The organism is Faecalibacterium sp. DFI.5.82, assembly GCF_029076575.1.
GTDB lineage: Bacteria > Bacillota > Clostridia > Oscillospirales > Ruminococcaceae > Faecalibacterium > Faecalibacterium duncaniae.
On sequence record NZ_JARFIS010001110.1, the window covers coordinates 1 to 289 of the forward strand.

Consider the following 289-nt stretch of genomic DNA (forward strand, 5'->3'; position numbering starts at 1 on the left):
ACTGCCTGCCTGTGACGCTGTTGTCAGCGGCCAGTGCGACAAGGCCCTGCTGTTCTGCGGCACCGGCAGGCAGTGCCATATCGGGGTAATCCACGCTGGCAGTGCTGTGGGTGCCAAAGTCGATATACTCCAGCCCCAGCTCGTCCAGGTGAGCCTTGACGGCTTACTTCAGTTCAAAACCGCCATGGTCGGCGGCAAGCGCAATGGGTTTTGCCATGAGAAATTTCAATCCTTTCCGTTTTCCGTATCGTTGTTCCGGGCAGCGGCCTCGGCAGCAAGGCGCTCGGCG

Annotated in this window: 1 pseudogene; it reads right to left on the reverse strand. The window is 59.9% G+C overall.

Annotated features, from left to right (window positions below):
• Positions 1-217 (reverse strand): annotated as a pseudogene (locus tag P0G09_RS20365) (RpiB/LacA/LacB family sugar-phosphate isomerase); the annotation flags it as partial.
• Positions 218-289 lie beyond the last annotated feature (72 nt).